This is a genomic window from Pseudomonas sp. SG20056, from assembly GCF_031764535.1.
Taxonomy (GTDB): Bacteria; Pseudomonadota; Gammaproteobacteria; order Pseudomonadales; family Pseudomonadaceae; genus Aquipseudomonas.
In genome coordinates this window covers 1,369,362-1,385,064 of record NZ_CP134499.1, presented here as the reverse complement: position 1 = coordinate 1,385,064, position 15,703 = coordinate 1,369,362, and the positions used below count along the sequence as shown (strand labels likewise).

Sequence of the window (15,703 nt, the reverse complement as noted above, 5' to 3'; positions counted from 1 at the left end):
CCGCGACAGCTTTTAAAAGCTACAGCTTGTCGCAGCTAAAGCCCCTCCCATACACCCAACCTACACAGCCTCCGCACGCGGCTGGCGCAGGGCGCTTTCCGACTGCGCTTTGCCCGCCCACCACAATGCCAGCGGGCCGAGCAGCAATAGCAGGCCCATCAGGGCAAACGCGGCCCACCAGCCGAACAGGCTCTTGTCACCCAACAGATCCAGGCTGATGCCAAACAGCAGCGGGCCGAGAAAGGCGCCGCTAAAGCCGGTGCACGAATACAGCGCCATGGCCGTGCCCCGGTGGCTGGCGGGTGCGACTTCGATCAACCCTGCTGTCAGCGATGACGAATCGGCGGTGACGGCGATGCTGTAGAGCAGCACCAACACCAGCATCAGCCAGAATGGCAGTGCCGCACTCAGGCCAATCAACAGCGCCAGCACCGCCGAGCAGAGCATCACCGCGATCAACCAGCGCTGCCGACCGAAACGCAGCGCCAACTCGTTGCCGAAGATGCTCGCGGGCATGCCGATCAGAGTTACCAGCATCGCCACCCAGGTGCCGGACAGCCAGGGATCGCTGCCCTGCAGCTGCCCGGAAAACACCACAAAGGCCACCACCCAGGCACGCAGGGCAAACAGCTCAAGGTTATGCACCGCATACGCCAGGCAGTAAGCCGCCACCGCACGGTTTTTCAGCGGGGCCAGATCCAGCAGCTTGCGCGGCGCATGCTGCACCAGCGCTTTTGGCTGCAAGCCCCAATAGACCATGGCCCAGGCCAGCAAGGCGCAAACGCCACTAAGCAGCGTCGGCAACTGCCAGCCACCGAACTTGGCCAGCTCGCCGGCGAGGATAAACGACAGCGCCGTGCCCAAGCCGAAGCTCGCGGTATAGAACGCAACCGCGCGCGACTGCGCCGGCCCTTCGATCCGTTCGGACAGCGCCTTGAGCCCCGGCATATAGGTGCCAGCCAAACCGACGCCCGCCAGCACGCGCCAGGCCAGAGCCGACCAAAAGCCATCGGCAAAGACAAAGCCGGCATTGGCCACGGCGGTCAGCAGCATCGCCGCCAGATAAATCAGCCGCGCATCGTATTTGTCGGTCAGCCCGGTGAGAACCGGCACCGCAACCATATAGCCGAGAAAGAATCCGCCACCGATCCAACCAGCTTGAGTATTGGAGAGCGCCCACAGCGCCTGAAAATCCGGTAACAAGGCGGCAAACAGAGCAAAACCCGCCATGCCCAGGGTTTCCGCGCCGCACAGCAGCAGGGTGATGCGGCGGGCGTTATTCATAACACTCGCCCATCAAAGGCCAGGCTTACGCCAGCCGGCAAGGCGCTGGGGTTATCCAGCAACCAGGCGTCGAAGCTATGGCCGATATGGGTCAGCACGGTTTGCCTGGGTTGCAGCTGCTCGACCACCTCCAGCGCGCGGGTCAGGTCGTTGTGGTTGCGCGGGGCGATGGGTTGCGGTGCGGTGGAGCAATCCAGCACCAGTAGATCCAGCGGCTGCTGGCGCAGCACCTCGGCGCTGGCTTCCGGCACGCCGAGGGTGTCGGTCAGATAGGCGATACGCCGCTGTTCGCCACTCGCCGTTAAGCCTTCCAGTAGATAACCAAAGGTCAATTTGGAGTGATTAAGCGACAGCGCCGTGACGCTGAGCTCACCCAGTTGCCGCCGCTCGAAGGCGGCAAACGGCTGGCTGAAATCGAGAATGCCGGGGTGCTTGTACAAGTCGGCCAAGCCTTCTGGATCATCCGGGCCATGCACCGGAATAATCAGCCCCTGGCCCCAGCGCAGGTGCAGCAAGCCCTGTGCGTGATCGGCATGGTAATGGGTTTGCAGAATGCCGCTCAGGCTATGGGGCGGGAAGCGCTCGCACAAATCGGTCAGGCCCGAGTCGATCAGCCAGCGCTGCGCGCCACATTCGATCAGCGCGCAACAGGGGCCACGGCGCCGTGCGGGGTACACCCGCGCGCTGTCGCAGGCCGCGCAGCTGCAGTTGTACACCGGCACCTGACGGGCATCGCCGGTGCCGAGCAGGGTCAGGCGCATGCGCGGGCATCGCTAAGCAGTTGCAGCAACTGGGTGACGGTTTGCTCAAGTGGGCCGGAGTTATTCAACAACAATTGCGATTCGCCTTCGTCGCGATCCCCCACCACCTTGGCAGAAGGAAGTTGCAGTTCGCGGCTACGCGCCAGGCGGGCCTCGATCTGCTCGGCGCTTTCCCGGCCGCGCGCTTGCAGGCGCTGGCGTAGGACTGCTTCATCCACCTGCAGCAGAATCGCCAGCAGTTCGGGATAGCGCTCGCGCGCCTTAGGCAGATAGCCGCGCGAACCATTGACCAGCACATCCTGCCCCGCCGCCAGCCAGTCATCGATCTGCCGTGGGATGCCATAGGCCAGGCCGTTGGCGCGCCAACTCAGAGCAAAGGCGCCGGCGGCTTCCTGCTGGTCGAACTTGGCCGGCGACACGCCGATGGCGTCCTCGCCCACCGCTTCCGCCGAACGGGTGATGACCCGCCGGGCGATTACACAACCCCGTTCGGCCAGGCGCTCACGCGCGGCATTCAGCAGGCTGTCCTTGCCCGAGCCCGAAGGCCCCATCAGATAGATCAACCGGCCACTCATCAGAACACCCTTTTCGCTTGTCGCCAGACTTGCTGGATCACCGCCTGGCCCCCGTGCACATGCGCCTGCACCAGGTCAGCACGCAGGCCAACGCGGATTTCACCGCGATCATCCAGCCCCGCCGCCTGTGCCGGCACGCGGCTGACGGTGGCAATCGCACGCGGCAGATCATAGCCGTTGTCCTGCCCGGCCAGCAGCAAAGCAGCCTGTAACAGGCTGGCCGGGTAATAATCGCTGGAGAGGATATCCAGCACGCCATGCTGGGCCAGATCGGCGGCGGCGATATTGCCCGAGTGCGAACCACCACGCACGATATTCGGCGCGCCCATCAGCACCTTCAGGCCCAGCTCGTGGCTGGCCTTGGCCGCCGCCAGGGTGGTGGGAAACTCGGCGATGGACATGCCAAAGCTCGCCGACTCCTGCACATGGGCCAGAGTGGCGTCATCGTGGCTGGCCACGGAAATACCACGGGCCTGGCAATCGGCCACAATGCTGCGGCGCTGACGGTCACTGTACTGCCGCGAGTTACCCACCTGCTCGACGATAAAGGCATCCATCTCCGCTTCGCTGAGGTGGTACTTGCCAATGTAGTACTCGCGGTATTTGTCTTCCTTGGCGAACTGGCGCTGGCCTGGCGCGTGGTCCATCACCGACACCAGCTGCACCAGCGGGTGCTCGACCAGATCACGAAACACCGCGAGGGTCTCCGGATGGCAGACCTCACAGCGCAGGTGCAGGCGGTGATCGGCGCGCATATGCCCGGCCGCTGCCGCACCAGCAATCGCTTCGAGCATCGCCGGCAGTTGCTGCATGCGTTTGCCGCGCGGGTTGACGTCGCCAATTGCCAGGGCATCGAACACCGTGGTGATGCCCGCCGAAGCGATCTGCGCATCGTGGGTCAGCACCGCCGAGGCTGATGGCCAATCCACTCCCGGCCGTGGGCTCATGTATTTTTCCAGGTTGTCGGTGTGCAGCTCGACCAGGCCGGGCAGCAGGTAATCACCATTCAAGTTCTGCGCCTGGGGCAAGCCGCTAACGCCCTCTTCTACTTGGGCGATCAGGCCGTCACGCAGCACCAGGGTGCCGACAAACTCCTGCTCGGCGGTGATGATCCGCGCGTTGGTAAGAATCTGTTCAACCGGCATATACGTACTCCTGCTGCGCCGCAGCGCTCATGTCCAAATAGCGATCGGCCACCGCCTCACGGGCGGCGCGGTCGTGGAAGATGCCGATCAGCGCGCTACCGGCGGCCTTGGCTTCATCGATCAGTTCCAACACCACCTGACGGTTGGCGTCGTCCAGAGAGGCCGTGGGTTCATCCAGCAGCATCAGGGGCCAGGCGACCATAAAGCCGCGGGCAATATTCACCCGCTGCTGCTCGCCGCCCGAGAAGGTGCCGGGGGCCAGCTGCCACAGGGCCTGGGGGATATTCAGGCGGCTGAGCAGGCTTTTCGCCCGCGCTTCGGCATCGGCCTTGCTCCAGCCACGGGCCAGGGCCGGTTCCATCACCACATCCAGGGTCGACACACGGGGAATCACCCGCAGAAACTGGCTGACATAGCCCAGGGTCTGCCGGCGCACCGCCAGCACCTGGCGCGGTTCAGCGCCGACCAGCTCAACCCAGGCGCCGTTGTGCAGCACGCGAATGCTGCCGCCTGCGGCCAGGTAGTTGCCGTACAGGGTGCGCAGCAAGGTTGACTTGCCGGCGCCGGATTGCCCGTGCAGCACCAGGCACTCGCCGGCGCGCACGCTGAAATGCAGCCCGCTCAACACATTCAGCACCACGCCGTGCTGCTGATGCAGGGTGAAGGTCTTGCTGAGGCCGGAGACCTCGATAAGCGTATTCATGATTGACCTCATATTGACCGGCAGCCCGCATGCAATCCGGGCTGCACACACGTCAGGGCTGCAGGACAGACGACACCAGCAACTGCGAATAGGGATGCTGCGGGTCATCGAGAATCTGGTCGGTGAGACCGGCCTCGACCACATGGGAGCGGCGCATCACCATCAGCCGGTCGGCCAGCAAGCGCGCCACCGCCAGGTCGTGGGTGACGATCACCACCGCCAGGTCCAGCTCGCGCACCAGGCCGCGCAGCAGGTCGAGCAGGCGCGCCTGCACCGACACATCGAGGCCGCCGGTGGGTTCGTCCATAAAGATCAGTCGGGGGCTGGAGACCAGATTGCGGGCGATCTGCAAGCGCTGCTGCATGCCGCCGGAGAAGGTGCGCGGCAGGTCGTCGATGCGCAGTGGGTCGATTTCAACCTGTTTCAGCCAGTCGATGCCGGCCGCGCGCAATTCGCCGTAATGGCGCACGCCCTGGGCCATCAGCCGCTCGCCGATATTGGCCCCGGCAGACACGCCCATGCGCAGCCCGTCACGCGGGTTCTGCTCGACAAAGCCCCACTCGGTACGCAGCAGCGTGCGGCGCTGCGCCTCGCTGGCGCTGTATAGATCGACCCAGTTGCCGGCCGTATCGCGATAACTGACAGAGCCGCGATCCGGTGGACAGCGCCCGGAGAGCAGACTGAGCAGGGTCGACTTGCCCGAGCCAGACTCGCCGACGATGCCCAGCACCTCGCCCGGATACAGATCAAACGACACGCCCTGGCAGCCCTTCTCCAGGCCGTACAGGCGAGTCAGGTCTCGCACGCTGAACAGCGGCTGCGCCGTGTCGGTGTGCAGGTGCATTTTCTCGGCAGCACTCATTGCTCGCCCTCCTCTTCAAGGTCACGGCGTTGCATGCAGTAATCGGTGTCAGAGCAGACGAAGCGCTTGGTCCCGGCGTCGTCGACAATCAGCTCGTCAAGGTAGGAGTCCTGGCTGCCACAGAAGGCGCAGCATTCGTCCCAACGCTGGATCTCGAAGGGGTGATCTTCGAAGTCCAGACTCACCACCCGAGTAAACGGCGGCACGGCATACAGGCGCTTCTCGCGGCCAGCGCCGAACAGCATCAGCGCCGGGCTCATATGCAGCTTGGGGTTGTCGAATTTGGGGATCGGCGAGGGGTCCATCACGTAGCGCTCATCCACCGTCACCGGGTAGGCGTAGCTGGTGGCGATATGGCCGAAGGTGGCAATGTCCTCGTACAGCTTCACGTGCATCACGCCGTAGTCTTCCAGCGCGTGCATGGTGCGGGTCTCGGTTTCCGAGGGTTCGATAAAGCGCAGCGGCTCAGGGATCGGCACCTGGTAGACCATGATCTGATCGCCGCTCAACGCGGTTTCCGGGATGCGGTGACGGGTCTGGATCACCGTCGCCTCCGGCGTGCGCGTGGTGGTTTTGACACCGGCAGTGCGGGCGAAGAAGCGGCGGATCGACACCGCGTTGGTGGTGTCATCCGCGCCCTGGTCGATCACCTTGAGCACGTCATCAGCGCCAAGGATCGCCGCGGTCAGTTGCATACCGCCGGTGCCCCAGCCATAGGGCAGCGGCATCTCGCGGCCACCGAAGGGCACCTGATAACCGGGAACCGCGACAGCCTTGAGCAGGCCACGGCGGATCATGCGTTTGGTTTGCTCATCGAGGTAGGCGAAGTTGTAGCCGACCTCAGTTGCGTACTGTGTTTGGGCCTGGGCATTCATGCGCGTTGCTCCTCGGCAGCGGGCTGCTCGCTGGCCTGCTTGCGCAGTTTGCGGATCAGCTCCAGCTCGGATTGGAAGTCGACGTAGTGCGGCAATTTCAGGTGCGAGACGAAGCCGGCGGCCTCGACGTTGTCGCAGTGCATCAGCACGAACTCTTCCTGCTGCGCCGGGCCTTCGACCTCTTCGTTGTACTCGCCCGCACGCAGCGAACGGTCAACCAGGGCCATGCCCATGGCCTTGCGCTCGGCATAACCGAAGGCCAGACCGTAGCCACGGGTGAACTGCGCCTGCTCGGCACTCTCACCAACGAACTGATTGACCATCTCGCACTCGGTCACTTCGATATCGCCCAGCGGCACGGCAAAGCCGAGCTCTTCCGGCTCCAGCCAGACCTCGACCTCGCCGATGCGAATCTCGCCGGCAAAGGGGTGATTGCGGCCGTAACCGCGCTGGGTGGAATAACCCAGCGCCAGCAGGAAGCCTTCATCGCCTCGGGCCAAGGCTTGCAAGCGCTGAGCACGACTGGCAGGGAAATCCAGCGGCTCGCGGGTGATATCCGGCACTGTGGCGCCGTCATCCGACTCGCGGGCCATCAGGCCCTCGTCGGCGAGAAAATCCAGCACCCGTGGGCACGGCGACAGTTCAGCCTGCGGATCGATCTCTGGCCCTGGTTGTTCGCCCTCGGCCAGCAGGGCGAAATCCAGCAGGCGGTGGCTGTAGTCGAAGGTCGGGCCGAGCAACTGGCCGCCGGGCAGGTCCTTGAAGGTGGCCGAGATGCGCCGGCTCAGCTGCATCTGCGTGGTGTCCAGCGCGGCGCTGGCACCGAAGCGCGGCAGCGTGGTGCGGTAGGCGCGCAGCAGGAAGATCGCCTCCATCAGGTCACCGGCCGCCTGTTTGATCGCCAGCGCGGCCAGCTGCGGGTCGTACAGCGAGCCTTCGCTCATCACTCGCGCCACGGCCAGGGGCATCTGCTCGCGCACCTGTTCGACGCTGAGTTCAGGTATGGAAGTATCACCGCGGCGTTTTTTCGCCAGCAGCAAGTGGGCATTGTCGATGGCGCGTTCGCCACCTTTGACGGCGACGTACATCAGGCAGCCTCCTCGGCGTTGAGCAGCACACGGGTGCTGCGCGGCAGGCCGATCACCTGCTCACCAGCGGCGAAGAAGGCATCCAGGCCACGGGGAAACGCACTACGTGCCTGGCGCTGCTGCCAGAACACCGCCGGCAGCGGCAACTCGACGCTGCGTACGTCCTTGATGCCAGGCCCACGCCAACGCAGCGCGTCGCCATGGCTGAGGGCGTCGAGCTGGATCAGTAAGGTGCAGGACTGGTCCGGGTAGCGCTCGCTGCCATTGTCGAAATCCGACAGGTCCGTCAGCTCGCTTTCATCGAGCAGGGCAAACAGCGCCAGTTCGCGTTCGGCGACAATCGGGCAGCCGCAGTGAAAGGCCAGGTTGGCGCGGATCGCCGGGGTGTCGAAACACGGCGCCAGCCACAGCGGCGTATCGCCATCGAGAAACGCCAGGCACAGGGCATAAGTAGCCGGTTGCAGGTTTTCCAGGGCCAGGGCGCGGTTCAGCGGCTGTATCAGGCCTGGCTCGGCCAGCGCCTTGAGGGCGCTGCGAAAGCTGGTCTGGGCATCCAGCACCGGGTCATTGAAGGCCGGTTGCAGCCATTGCGAGCTATTCGCCGCGTTCATCAGTCTTCTCCTCTGACCAGAGTAAAAAATTCCACCTGAGTGGTGGCGGTTTCAGCGGCCTTGGCCGCCTGTTGGGAATGCTGTGCAGCTGCCAGGGGTTCGATCAGGCGGCTCAGCCAATGCGGCTGTTCACTGCCCTGCAAATGCGCGTCGGCCAGGGCCGCCAATTCGGCATGCTGCTTGTCGCGCCCGGCCACGTAGCTGTAACCGGTGCGGCCATCGGCCAGGCGCACCACGCAGCGGGTCACGCTCATCTCGCCAAGGTTGAACGGGCTGCCGGTGCCGCCCATGCGCCCGCGTACCAGGGTCATGCCAATTTCCGGGGCGCGGATCAGGCGGTAGTCGGCTTCCTTCAACGCCGACTCATAGGTCGCCAGTTGGCTGCCGGCGCGGGCGAGTACGCCCATCCAGCGCTGGCGAATGGCGATCTGCGGATCGCTGTGCAGCAGGTTGCTTTGCGGTCGTGCGCGGTTCATCAACAAGCCTCCATCAAAGGGCGAGCTGGTACTGGAAGCGGTCGGCGCGGCTGGTCGATAACGACAGCTCCACCGGCCGGCCGGCCAGATCGCGGGAAAGGGTTTGTACGCTCAGCAGCGGTGCGTGGCGGGGCATCAGCAGGCGCGCAGCCTCGTCACGGCTGGGCAGGCGTGCGCCGATCAGGCTGAAGGTGCGCGTCAGCGGCAGTCCGCGCAGGCTGAGGTACTGGCGCAGCGAGCCGCCCTGGTAGTCGGCCAGCAGCTCGGCGTATTCGGTGCTGAAGGCATGCCGAATCAGGCTGACCGGCTGGCCTTCAATCAGACGCAGGGTGCTCAGCTCCAGCAGTTGCGCACCACTGGGCAGTTGTAGGTACTCACGCTCCTCGCAACCGGCAGGACGCAGACGGCTTTCCAGCAGCTGCGCTTCAACCTTGTGGCCAAGCGCCGAAAGCGAAGCGCTGTAGGCACTGCCGGCCTGCATCGGATAAATCAGCGGCTTGGCCAACACCCGCGTGCCCTTGCCCTGCTGGCGCAGCAGGCGGCCTTCGAGTACCAGCTCATCCACCGCGCGGCGCAGGGTGTGGCGGTTGACGGCAAAACGCGCGGCCAACTGCACCTCGGCCGGCAGGTAATCGCCAGGGCTCATGCGCTGCAGCTCATCGCGCAGCACGGCAGCCAGTTCGCGGTACAACGGCTCAGGTTGTCTAGACAAGTGCATGGCTAATAAAGGGCATCCGCAGATGCCCGTTCTCCGTCAGATAAATTGTTTACGCAGGCGCTGCGAAATGATGTCCAGCAGGCTGACCACCAGGATGATCACGATCAGCAGGGCGCAGGTCTGGGCGAACTGGAAGCCGCGAATCGCTTCCCAGAGAATCACCCCAATGCCACCGGCGCCGACCATGCCGACCACAGTTGCCGAGCGCACGTTGGATTCGAAGCGGTACAGCGAGTAGGAAATCCACAGTGGCAGAACCTGCGGAATCACCCCGTAGATGACTTCCTGCAGCGCGCTGGCACCAGTGGCGCGTACGCCTTCAACCGGGCCCGGATCGATGGCCTCGACCGCCTCGGCGAAGAGCTTGGCCAGCACCCCGGTGGTGCCGATAAACAGCGCCAGTACACCAGCGAATGGACCCAGGCCAACCGCCACTACGAAGAGCATGGCGAAGACCATTTCATTGATCGAACGGCAGGCGTCCATCACCCGACGGATCGGCTGGTAGACCCACCACGGCACGATGTTTTCCGAGCAGAGAATGCCCAACGGAATAGCCACAACAATCGCCAGCACCGTTCCCCACAGGGCGATCTGCACGGTGACGATCATCTCTTTGAGGTACAGCTCCCAATCGCTGAAATCGGGCGGAAAGAAGTCCGCAGCAAAGGTCGCCATGTTGCTGGAGTCGCGGATCAGTGCCAGCGGATTCATCTCCGCGCCCTGCCAGGACCAGGCCAACACAACGAAGAACAGCCCCCAGCCGATCAGCTGCAGCCAGGAACGCTTGGCAATCAGGTCGGGCGTGGGTGCGGTGGTCAAAGTGGTCATAACAACATCTCGAATCAAGCGGCAGAAGAAAACGACCCGCCGTGGGCGGCGGGTCGAGCACTGCGATTAACCAGCGCTGGCAGGGCTTTGCTTGGCGATTTCAGCCATGCGCTTTTCCAGCTTGGCCAGCTCGGCATCCAGCTCCTTGAGCTGCGCCTGCTTGTCATCAGCGTTGAGCTTGTCGCTGTTGGCCACTTCGGTGCGTTTTTTGAACAGTTCCAGCTGGCGGATCGGCAGCAGCTGATCGTCATCGGACGCCTTGAACTTGGCCCACTGCAGACCAGCCAGGACTTTCTGTTCGGCCGGCTCGTCGCCGTAGGTCATAAAGAAGTCACGCAGCTTGTTCTTGGTGGCGTCGTCCAGGTTCTTGCGCCATACCATCGGGTCAGACGGAATCAGCGGCGAAGTCCAGATCACTTTCAGCTGAGCGGCCTTGTCCGGCGCAGTCACTTGCAGACGCTCCATGCCTTCGCTGTTGAAGGTGCCGACATCGACCTGCTTGTTGGCCACCGACAGGGCGTTGACTTCATGGCTGCCGTTGAGCGCGCGCTTGAAGATCTTGTTGGCGTCGGCATTGTTCTGCGCGAACACGTAGTAGCCCGGTACCAGATAGCCCGAGGTGGAGTTCGGGTCGCCGTTGGCGAAGGTCAGGGTCTTGGCGTTTTTCAGCATGTCTTCGATCGAATTGATCGGGCTGTCCTTGTGCGCCACCATCAGGCTGTAATAGCCCTGAGTGCCGTTGGCCGCGACGGTTTGGGCGAAGATCTGTCCATTGGCGCGATCCACCGCTTCCATCGCGGCCTTGTTGCCGTACCAGGCCATGTCGACTTTGTCGAAACGCATGCCCTGGATGATCCCGGCGTAGTCAGGGGCGAAGAAGGCTTTGATCTTCAGGCCGGTCTGCTGGCTCATGTCTGCCAGGAAGGGGTCCCACATGCTTTTCAGGTTCTGCGAGGACTCGGTGGAGATGATGCCGAAATTGATTTCCTGCTCAGCGGCCTGGGCAGCACCCAGAACCGAACCGGCCAGCAGCGTGGACGCGGCGAGAACGCGACTGATACGTTTGAACATGCAAAGCACTCCTAGTGCAGATGGACATACAGGGGTTGGCATAACAGGCAAGTGACTCAGGCCTTGGCCAGAGCCAGCGGGACTTTCGGTTTGCGCGCACGGCGCGGTTTCTCGGCGGTTTGCGGCTCGTCTAGCAGCTCGGCCCCGTAAAGATCGTTAAGGAAGTTGGGGTGCAACTCGGCCGCGGCGCCGTCGTAATGAATACGCCCCGCTTTCAACGCCACGGCGCGCTGGCAATAGCGCATGGCGTAATCGACTTGATGCAGGGTGACCACGACAGTGGTGCCGTCTTCACGGTTGATGTCGGCAAGAATCTGCATGACCTTGCGTGCGGATTCGGGATCGAGCGAAGCAATCGGCTCATCGGCCAGAATCACCTTGGCGCGCTGGCACAGGGCACGGGCAATTGCCACACGCTGCTGCTGGCCGCCGGACAGAGTCGAAGCGCGTTGCTGCGCCAGATCCGCCAGCCCCACGCGAGCCAGCGCCTGCAGCGCACGCTGTTTTTCTTCGGCATTGAACAAGCCGAGGGTGCCGCGCCAGCGCGGCATGCGCCCCAGGCAACCGAGCAACACGTTCTGCAGCACGCTAAGACGGCCAACAAGGTTGAACTGCTGAAAGATGTAGCCGATATCGGCGCGCAGACGACGGACTTCGCCATTCAGGCGGCCCTCGGCCTGCACCTCACGCCCCAATACCTGGATGCTGCCGCCACCCGTGCGGTCGCAACAGGCCAGGCCGGCAACATGACGCAGCAAGGTCGACTTGCCGGAACCCGAGGCTCCGATCAGTGCCACCATTTCACCGGGTTCAACAGACAGCGCCAGATCAAACAGCGCCTGCTTGCGGCCGAACGTTTTGTTCAGGCTCTCAACCCGGATCACTGCGCTCATGGAATGCCTCCTTTTTATTAGCGGTTACACCGCGGCTAGCAGCCGCCTTCTGGTGTAGACCAAGGTAGGCAAATCCTGTGTCAGACCGATTAATGGGCCGTGACACTTACGTGACCATTGCTTGGAATTTTTTCTACGCGAGGGTGAATTTCCTTGCTTTTTGCACAGCACGGCGCATTTCTGATGACTGGTGCTGGCATAACGCCTTTATCCGACGCACAATGCGACACGCGATTGACGTCAATTTATCGACCTCGCGACTGTAGAGTCACACACGATCTAAGCGGCTTTCTGGCTGAACGGTTAGTGCTAAAGGTGGTCAAACCGGTGACAATCCTATAGCCCATTGCCAGTATCGCTTTCCTGAACTAACCGGTTTAATGTACGCGCCCTATGAAACCAGCACTCTATTCCAGCCGCACCGCTGACAAATTCGTAGTTCGTCTGCCTGATGGCATGCGCGAACGTATTGCGGATGTCGCACGTAACCATCACCGCAGCATGAACTCGGAGATCATTGCTCGCCTTGAGCAAAGCATGCTCCAGGAAAGCGCTCTGGGTGATGACCTCAACATGCGCTTGGACAGCCCAGATCTGTCCTTGCACGAGCGCGAGCTGCTGCAACGCTTCCGCCAGCTTTCACGCCGTCAGCAGAATGCCCTGGTGGCATTGATTGCTCACGATGCCGAGATGGCTGCCGAAGAAGCCTGATTGCGCTGCACAATGAAAAAACCGGCCTAGGCCGGTTTTTTTGCTGCTAATAAAAATGATTTGAGTCCACCTTTAACGTTGCACTGTAAAGGCCTGTAAGATGGCCGCCAGGGGTGGCAGGCAATAAAAAAACCGCCTCAAGGGCGGTTTTTTTATTGCTCGTATTAATCAGCCAACAAAACTGAGCAATACACCCGCAGCCACTGCCGAGCCGATCACCCCGGCCACATTCGGGCCCATGGCATGCATCAACAGGAAGTTTTGCGGATTGGCTTCCAGTCCAACCTTGTTCGACACCCGCGCCGCCATCGGCACCGCAGATACACCGGCCGAACCAATCAATGGATTGATCTTGTTACTGCTGAACATATTCATCAGCTTGGCCATCAGCACACCTGCCGCCGTACCGGCGCAGAACGCCAGCATACCCAGGCTGAGGATACCCAGGGTCTTGAGCTGCAGGAAGGAATCCGCCGACAACTTCGAACCCACGGTCAGGCCGAGGAAGATAGTGACGATATTGATCAGCGCATTACGCGACGTATCGGCCAGACGCTCTACTACACCAGCCTCACGCAACAGGTTACCGAGGGCGAACATGCCGATCAGCGGCGCAGCATCCGGTAGCAACATGCCGATCAGCAGGCACAGCACGATCGGGAAGATGATCTTCTCGGCCTGCCCCACCGGACGCAGCTGCTGCATAACAATGGCGCGCTCTTCCTTGGTGGTCAGTGCACGCATGATCGGCGGCTGAATCAACGGCACCAACGCCATATAGGCATAGGCCGCCACCGCAATCGGACCGAGCAGGTGCGGGGCCAGCTTGGAGGTCACGAAAATCGAGGTCGGACCATCGGCACCACCAATGATGGCGATGGATGCAGCTTCCTTGAGGGTGAATTCAAGCCCTGGAATCCCCAGGGCAGTGATCGCCAACGCGCCCATCAGAGTGCCGAAGATGCCAAACTGCGCCGCCGCACCCAAGAGCAAGGTCTTGGGGTTGGCCAGCATCGGCCCGAAGTCGGTCATGGCGCCGACGCCAAGGAAGATCAGCAACGGGAAGATACTGGTGGGCAGACCCACCTCGTAGATCATATGCAGGAAGCCCGCACCCTCGGCCATATTGGCCACTGGAATGTTGGCCAGCAGACCGCCAAAACCAATCGGCAACAACAGTAGAGGCTCGAAGCCTTTCTTGATCGCCAGGTAGATCAGCAGGATGCACACCGCGATCATAAACAGCTGACCAACCTCGACGTGGTACAGGCCGGTGCTCTGCCAAAGTTTGAGGAGCTTATCCATTACTGCGCTCCCTTAACCGATGGTCAGCAGGCTGTCGCCCACCGCCACCGCATCACCGACTTTGACGTTGACCGCAGCAATGGTGCCGGCCTTGAACGCACGGATCTCGGTTTCCATTTTCATGGCTTCGAGAATGATCACCAGTTGCCCTTCTTCCACCGCCTGGCCTGGCTGCACCAGCACCTTGAAGATATTGCCGGCCAACGGGGCATTCTGCGGCTCTCCGGCCCCCACTGGCGCAGCTACTGCCGCCGAGGAATTAGCGCCACCACCGACAGCCTTGAGCCCTTCGATATCGCCGCCTTCGTTGACTTGCACCACATAGGACTTGCCGCCCACTTCAACGGTGTAGACCTCAGGCTTGCCAGCTTCACGAGCAGGCGCCTCCTTGCCGGTCGGTGCAGGCTCGAACGCCGCCGGGTTACCACGGTTTTCCAGAAACTTCAGGCCGATCTGCGGGAAAAGGGCATAGGTCAGCACGTCGTCGATTTCGTCAGCCGCGAGCTTGATGCCCTTCTCTTTGGCAATGCCTTTGAGCTCAGCAGTCAGCTTGTCCATCTCGGCTTCAAGCAAATCAGCCGGACGGCAGGTAACGGCTTCAGCGCCATCGAGTACGCGCGCCTGCAGATCTTTATTGAAAGGCGCCGGCGCTGCACCGTACTCACCCTTCAAGATGCCAGCGGTTTCCTTGGTGATCGACTTGTAGCGCTCACCGGTCAGTACGTTGATCACCGCCTGGGTGCCGACGATCTGCGAAGTGGGCGTTACCAACGGGATAAAGCCGAGGTCTTCACGTACACGCGGGATCTCAGCGAGCACTTCGTCGAACTTGTCCTGGGCGCCCTGCTCTTTCAGCTGGCCTTCCATATTGGTGAGCATACCGCCCGGCACCTGAGCGACCAGAATGCGCGAGTCGACGCCTTTGAGGTTGCCCTCGAACTTGGCGTACTTCTTCCGTACTTCACGGAAGTAGGCGGCGATTTCTTCGAGCAGCTCCAGATTAAGCCCGGTATCGCGCTCAGTACCCTGGAACATCGCGACTACAGACTCAGTCGGCGAATGGCCATAGGTCATCGACAACGAGGAAATAGCGGTGTCGACATTGTCGATGCCTGCTTCCACGGCCTTGAGAATGGCTACAGATGACAGCCCTGCCGTGGCATGGCACTGCATATGTACGGGGATAGACAGGGTCGCCTTAAGACGCGTCACCAGCTCAAATGCGGTATAGGGCGTCAAAATACCGGCCATGTCCTTGATCGCGACCGAGTCGGCACCCATGTCTTCGATCTGCTTGGCCAGATCGACCCACATTTCCAGGGTATGCACCGGACTGGTGGTGTAGGAGATGGTGCCTTGGGCATGCTTGCCCAGCTGCTTGACTGCTTTGAGGGCAGTTTGCAGGTTGCGCGGGTCGTTCATCGCATCGAATACGCGGAACACATCGACGCCATTGAAGGCGGCGCGCTCGACGAACTTTTCCACCACGTCATCGGCGTAATGGCGGTAGCCCAGCAGGTTCTGCCCACGCAGCAGCATTTGCTGACGGGTGTTGGGCATGGCCTTTTTCAGCTCGCGAATGCGGTGCCACGGGTCTTCACCCAGGTAACGGATGCACGCATCGAAGGTAGCGCCACCCCAGGACTCAACGGACCAGAAACCGACCTGATCAAGCTTGGGCGCGATCGGCAGCATGTCTTCCAGGCGCACGCGGGTGGCCAGGATCGACTGGTGGGCGTCACGCAGCACCACATCAGTAATTCCGAGTGCTTTCTTTACGGCAGTCATACAGAT

The 15,703-nt window shown here is 62.1% G+C and carries 17 protein-coding genes; 1 reads left to right on the top strand and 16 read right to left on the bottom strand.

Translation table 11 applies throughout. The features are described from left to right. Positions 1-60 precede the first annotated feature (60 nt). The 14 genes from RHP75_RS06675 to phnC form a co-directional block, all read right to left on the bottom strand. Positions 61-1,284, bottom strand: coding sequence for an MFS transporter (locus tag RHP75_RS06675; RefSeq protein ID WP_311091037.1), 1,224 nt, complete (start codon positions 1,282-1,284; stop codon positions 61-63). Further along, positions 1,281-2,045 carry a phosphonate metabolism protein PhnP gene (phnP, locus tag RHP75_RS06670; RefSeq protein WP_311091036.1) on the bottom strand — a complete coding sequence of 255 codons (765 nt, stop codon included), beginning with the start codon at positions 2,043-2,045 and terminating at the stop codon, positions 1,281-1,283. Before phnP ends, RHP75_RS06675 begins: the two co-directional genes overlap by 4 nt. Beyond that, entirely contained in the window at positions 2,036-2,620 is a 585-nt protein-coding gene (gene phnN, locus RHP75_RS06665) for a phosphonate metabolism protein/1,5-bisphosphokinase (PRPP-forming) PhnN (RefSeq protein WP_311091035.1), read from the bottom strand. Before phnN ends, phnP begins: the two co-directional genes overlap by 10 nt. Then, complete coding sequence (locus RHP75_RS06660; protein WP_311091034.1) at positions 2,620-3,765, bottom strand: alpha-D-ribose 1-methylphosphonate 5-triphosphate diphosphatase; 1,146 nt, start codon at positions 3,763-3,765, stop codon at positions 2,620-2,622. Before RHP75_RS06660 ends, phnN begins: the two co-directional genes overlap by 1 nt. Beyond that, a complete protein-coding gene (gene phnL, locus RHP75_RS06655) occupies positions 3,755-4,468 on the bottom strand; it encodes a phosphonate C-P lyase system protein PhnL (protein ID WP_167145448.1) in 714 nt (237 codons plus the stop codon). The genes RHP75_RS06660 and phnL overlap by 11 nt, the downstream gene beginning before the upstream one ends. 52 nt (positions 4,469-4,520) lie before the next feature. Then, the gene (gene phnK / locus RHP75_RS06650; RefSeq protein WP_090251849.1) at positions 4,521-5,330 is read right to left on the bottom strand and encodes a phosphonate C-P lyase system protein PhnK; all 810 of its coding nucleotides are present in this window, start codon (positions 5,328-5,330) and stop codon (positions 4,521-4,523) included. Further along, positions 5,327-6,205 (bottom strand): alpha-D-ribose 1-methylphosphonate 5-phosphate C-P-lyase PhnJ, encoded by an 879-nt coding sequence (locus tag RHP75_RS06645; RefSeq protein ID WP_282876451.1) that lies wholly within the window; start codon positions 6,203-6,205, stop codon positions 5,327-5,329. The genes phnK and RHP75_RS06645 overlap by 4 nt, the downstream gene beginning before the upstream one ends. Beyond that, positions 6,202-7,293 (bottom strand): carbon-phosphorus lyase complex subunit PhnI, encoded by a 1,092-nt coding sequence (locus tag RHP75_RS06640; protein WP_311091033.1) that lies wholly within the window; start codon positions 7,291-7,293, stop codon positions 6,202-6,204. Before RHP75_RS06640 ends, RHP75_RS06645 begins: the two co-directional genes overlap by 4 nt. Beyond that, positions 7,293-7,904 carry a phosphonate C-P lyase system protein PhnH gene (gene phnH, locus RHP75_RS06635; RefSeq protein WP_311091032.1) on the bottom strand — a complete coding sequence of 204 codons (612 nt, stop codon included), beginning with the start codon at positions 7,902-7,904 and terminating at the stop codon, positions 7,293-7,295. Before phnH ends, RHP75_RS06640 begins: the two co-directional genes overlap by 1 nt. Then, a complete protein-coding gene (gene phnG / locus RHP75_RS06630; RefSeq protein WP_311091030.1) occupies positions 7,904-8,380 on the bottom strand; it encodes a phosphonate C-P lyase system protein PhnG in 477 nt (158 codons plus the stop codon). The genes phnH and phnG overlap by 1 nt, the downstream gene beginning before the upstream one ends. 13 nt (positions 8,381-8,393) lie before the next feature. After that, positions 8,394-9,098 carry a phosphonate metabolism transcriptional regulator PhnF gene (phnF, locus tag RHP75_RS06625; protein ID WP_311091029.1) on the bottom strand — a complete coding sequence of 235 codons (705 nt, stop codon included), beginning with the start codon at positions 9,096-9,098 and terminating at the stop codon, positions 8,394-8,396. Positions 9,099-9,134: 36 nt separating this feature from the next. After that, entirely contained in the window at positions 9,135-9,929 is a 795-nt protein-coding gene (gene phnE / locus RHP75_RS06620; RefSeq protein WP_311091028.1) for a phosphonate ABC transporter, permease protein PhnE, read from the bottom strand. A 66-nt stretch (positions 9,930-9,995) separates the two neighbouring features. Beyond that, positions 9,996-11,000, bottom strand: coding sequence for a phosphonate ABC transporter substrate-binding protein (gene phnD, locus RHP75_RS06615; RefSeq protein ID WP_090251828.1), 1,005 nt, complete (start codon positions 10,998-11,000; stop codon positions 9,996-9,998). A gap of 56 nt (positions 11,001-11,056) precedes the next feature. Further along, on the bottom strand, positions 11,057-11,893 hold the full coding sequence (phnC, locus tag RHP75_RS06610) for a phosphonate ABC transporter ATP-binding protein (RefSeq protein ID WP_311091027.1): 837 nt from the start codon (positions 11,891-11,893) through the stop codon (positions 11,057-11,059). 393 nt (positions 11,894-12,286) lie between these two features. On the opposite strand from phnC, the gene RHP75_RS06605 reads away from it, so the two are divergent. Next, positions 12,287-12,604 carry an Arc family DNA-binding protein gene (locus RHP75_RS06605; RefSeq protein WP_090382962.1) on the top strand — a complete coding sequence of 106 codons (318 nt, stop codon included), beginning with the start codon at positions 12,287-12,289 and terminating at the stop codon, positions 12,602-12,604. A gap of 168 nt (positions 12,605-12,772) precedes the next feature. Here the strand turns inward: RHP75_RS06605 and RHP75_RS06600 are convergent, their stop codons facing one another. Together RHP75_RS06600 and oadA are read right to left on the bottom strand one after the other, a co-directional pair. Further along, positions 12,773-13,909, bottom strand: a complete 1,137-nt coding sequence (locus RHP75_RS06600; protein WP_311091026.1) for a sodium ion-translocating decarboxylase subunit beta — start codon at positions 13,907-13,909, stop codon at positions 12,773-12,775. Positions 13,910-13,921: 12 nt separating this feature from the next. Then, positions 13,922-15,697: a sodium-extruding oxaloacetate decarboxylase subunit alpha gene (oadA, locus tag RHP75_RS06595; RefSeq protein ID WP_311091025.1), complete on the bottom strand. Its 1,776-nt coding sequence runs from the start codon at positions 15,695-15,697 to the stop codon at positions 13,922-13,924. Positions 15,698-15,703: the final 6 nt, after the last annotated feature.